This is a genomic window from Conexibacter stalactiti (genome assembly GCF_033542075.1).
GTDB classification, from domain to species: Bacteria; Actinomycetota; Thermoleophilia; order Solirubrobacterales; family Solirubrobacteraceae; genus Conexibacter; species Conexibacter stalactiti.
This window is the reverse complement of sequence record NZ_JAWSTH010000196.1, coordinates 1-3446: the sequence shown is the minus strand read 5'-3', so window position 1 is coordinate 3446 and position 3446 is coordinate 1. Positions and strand designations below refer to the sequence as shown.

Sequence of the window (3446 nt, the reverse complement as noted above, 5' to 3'; positions counted from 1 at the left end):
CTCGAAGTCCTCCGCGACCACCCGCTCACGACCCGCCGCTACTACCGCCGCATCGACTACTGACGCAGTCGCCGCGCGGGGGCTCCCAGCTTCCGCACGGCAGTCAACCGCAGCGGCCGGTGGCGCCGGTCCGCACGTTCAGCAACCCGCTGACGCGCAGATCGCGCAGCACGGGCCTCGGCGCGCGGCGGCGCCAGTAGGCGCAGCTGCCGATCCCGCCGCCCTGCGTGCCGACGACGCGGAAGGCGGTCCCGCCCCGTCTCGGCCGCTTCAGCAGCGCGCCGGAGAAGCCCTCGCCGGTCACGTCGGCCCACGCGAAGCGCGGGTTGCGCGTCGAGACGCGGGCGCCGTGGTAGCGGCAGGCGCCGGCCGGGCTGCGGCAGACGTCGAGCGCCAGCCGCTTGATCGCGGCGGCCTCCTTCGGCGTCGGCCGCCGCGCCGCCTCGGCCGCGGCGGCGCTCAGCAGCGACAGCCCGACGACCAGCGCGAGCGCGACCAGCATTCCGTTGCGTGCACGACCCACGGCGCGCAAGCATCACGGCGCGGCGGCCGGCGCGCAACCGGCGCGTCCGCGGGCCGACATCGGAGCGCGGCCGATCGCGCCCCGCGCCGTGCCGCCTCCTTCACCAACCGTTCATCTTCCGCGCCTACGCTGCCGCCGGTGAAGGTGATGGTCGTCGATGACGAGCCGGCGATGCGGGAGGCGCTCGAACTCGCGCTGCGGCTCGACGGGTTCGAGGTCGAGCTGGCCAGCGACGGGCGCGACGCGATCCGGCAGCTGCCGAGCGTGCGCCCCGACGTGGTGCTGCTCGACGTGCTGATGCCGGAGCTGGACGGGATCGAGGTCTGCCGGCGGATGCGCGATGCGGGCGACCGCACGCCCGTCCTCCTGCTCACCGCTCGCGACGCGGTGCCCGATCGTGTCGCCGGGCTGGAGGCCGGCGCCGACGACTACCTCTCGAAGCCGTTCGCGCTGCCGGAGCTGCTCGCGCGGCTGCGCGCGCTGCTGCGGCGGACGGGCTGGGCGAGCGACGGCGAAACGCTGCGCTTCGACGACCTCGAACTCGACCCCGGCGCCTGCGAGGCCCATCGCGGCGGCCGCGCGCTGGAGCTGACACGGACCGAGTTCCTGCTGTTGGAGCTGTTCCTGCGCAACCCGCGGCAGGTGCTGACGCGCTCGCTGATCGTCGAGCACGTATGGGGCTACGACTTCGGCCCGACCTCCAACTCGATCGAGGTCTACGTCGGCTACCTGCGGCGCAAGACCGAGGCCGGCGGCGGCGCACGGCTGCTGCACACGGTGCGCGGCGTCGGCTACGTGCTGCGGCAGGCGAGATGAGCTTCCGCACGCGCGTCGTCGTGCTCGTCGCCGCCGCCGTCGCGGCGGCGATCGTCGCGGCGGCCGCGCTCGTCTACGTGACGATGCGCAACGAGCTGTACGGCAACCTCGACGACCGGCTGAAGACGCAGGCGCCGCGCGCCTTCTTCGTCTCGGCCAGAAGAGCGCTCGGCGTCACCGACGGCAGATTCACGATGAAGGTGCTGCGCAGAGACGGCGACGTGTCGTTCGGCGCGGTCGAGCGGGCGCGGCCCCCGGGCGGGTCGGACTCTGCCGACGGCCCGATCAGACGGACGCAGATCGTCGTCCCCGGCGCGCTCGGCGCCTCCGACACGGTCGCGCAGCTGCTGACGCCGGAGGGCGACGTGCTCGGCGCGGTCGACGGCAGAACGCTGCTGCCGACGACCGCGCGGATGAGAGCGGTCGCGGCCGGCGAGGCCGACGCCTTCTTCTCCGACGCCTCGGTCAACGGCGTCGACGTGCGGATGCTGACGGTCGCCGCGCCCGACGGCTCGGCGCTGACGGTCGCCGAGCCGCGCGAGGAGGTCGACGGCGCGCTGCGGCGGCTGCTGGCGATCCTGCTCGGCGTCAGCGGCAGCGGCGTCGCCGTCGCGGCCGGCCTCGGCGTGCTCGTCTCGCGCCGGGTGCTGAAGCCGGTCGAGCGCCTGACGGGCGCGACCGAGCACGTCGCCGCGACGCAGGACCTCAGCCGCCGGATCGACGTCAGCGGCAATGACGAGCTGGCGCGGATGGCGCGCAGCTTCAACACGATGCTCGCCGCGCTCGACGGCGCGCGCGCCGCGCAGCGGCAGCTCGTCGCCGACGCCTCGCACGAGCTGCGCACACCGCTGACGGCGGTGCGAACCTCGATCGAGGCGCTCGCCGGCGCGCCCGACCTGCCGGCCGCCGAGCGCGCCAGAGTGCTCGCCGCCGCGCAGGTCCAGCTGGAGGACCTCAGCACGCTGATCGGCGACCTCGTCGACCTCGCGCGGCCGGCGGCGCCGGCCGAGGAGCTGGAGGCGGTGCGGCTCGACCTGCTCGTCTCCGAGGCGGTGCAGCGCGCGCGCCGTCACGCGCCGGGGGCCGACTTCCGGCTCGACGTCGAGGAGTCACTCGTGCAGGCCGTGCCGGGGCGATTGCACCGCGCCGTCGGCAACCTGCTCGACAACGCGGTCAAGCACGGCGGCGCTGACGGCGTCGTCGAGGTGTGCGTACGCGGAGGCGAGGTGAGCGTGCGCGACCACGGTCCCGGGATCGCGGCGGAGGACCTGCCGCACGTCTTCGACCGCTTCTACCGCTCCCGCCGTGCCCGCGGCCTGCCCGGCGCCGGGCTCGGCCTCGCGATCGTGCGGCAGGTGGCGGAGGCGCATGGCGGCGTCGTGCGCGCGCAGACGGTCGCGGGCGGCGGCGCCCGCCTCGTCCTTTCACTGCCCTCCTAAGTCGCTCTCACCAACCGTTCACGGACGGCTGGCTCGATGTGGTCATGACCAGTCGAACCGGAGGAGATCCGACCGTGACCAGACCATTCCGCCGCCTCGTCCCGCTGCTCGCCGTCGCGCTCGCGGCGGTGACCTTCGCCGCCTGCGGCAGCAGTTCGCCATCCTCGACGAACGCCGGCGACAGCGACGAGGAGACGCGACTCGCGTTCGAGGACTGCCTGCGCGACGAGGGGCTCGACGTGAGATCGGACGGCGACGGCAGATTCGCGATCCGCGCGACCAGCAGACCTGGCGCGGGCGAGGGGATGTCGCGCACCGACAGAGCGATGGACAGCTGCCGCAGAAAGACCGGCTGGGCGCCGAAGCCGCCGAGCGAGGCGCAGCAGCAGGAGATGCGCGAGAGAGGACTCGAGTTCGCGCAGTGCATGCGCGAGCACGGCGTCGACATGGCCGACCCGGCGGCCGACGGCAGAATGATGCTGAGAGTCGAGGAGGGCGAGAGCGCGACCGCCAGACGGGCGCAGGAGGCGTGCGGCGAGCTGATGGGCGGCGGCCCCGGCGGCGCCGCCCCGGCCTCCCCGGGCGAGCCGGCGCAGTGAGAGCGCGGGTCGCCGCCGCCGCCGCGCTGCCGGTCGCCGCCGCGGGTGCGCTCGCGGCGGTGCTGGCCG

General features: G+C 74.8%; 4 protein-coding genes. 3 read left to right on the top strand and 1 reads right to left on the bottom strand.

Going from position 1 to position 3446, the window contains the following annotated elements; genetic code table 11:
- Positions 1-103 precede the first annotated feature (103 nt).
- Positions 104-523: a hypothetical protein gene (locus R7226_RS31120; RefSeq protein WP_318601439.1), complete on the bottom strand. Its 420-nt coding sequence runs from the start codon at positions 521-523 to the stop codon at positions 104-106.
- Positions 524-661: 138 nt separating this feature from the next.
- Here R7226_RS31120 and R7226_RS31115 point away from each other — a divergent pair, with 138 nt between their 5' ends.
- The 3 genes from R7226_RS31115 (at position 662) to R7226_RS31105 (ending at position 3377) form a co-directional block, all read left to right on the top strand.
- The gene (locus R7226_RS31115) at positions 662-1339 is read left to right on the top strand and encodes a response regulator transcription factor (protein ID WP_449720096.1); all 678 of its coding nucleotides are present in this window, start codon (positions 662-664) and stop codon (positions 1337-1339) included.
- Positions 1336-2778: a sensor histidine kinase gene (locus tag R7226_RS31110; RefSeq protein ID WP_318601438.1), complete on the top strand. Its 1443-nt coding sequence runs from the start codon at positions 1336-1338 to the stop codon at positions 2776-2778. The genes R7226_RS31115 and R7226_RS31110 overlap by 4 nt, the downstream gene beginning before the upstream one ends.
- Positions 2779-2852: 74 nt before the next feature.
- Positions 2853-3377, top strand: coding sequence for a hypothetical protein (locus R7226_RS31105; RefSeq protein ID WP_318601436.1), 525 nt, complete (start codon positions 2853-2855; stop codon positions 3375-3377).
- Positions 3378-3446 lie beyond the last annotated feature (69 nt).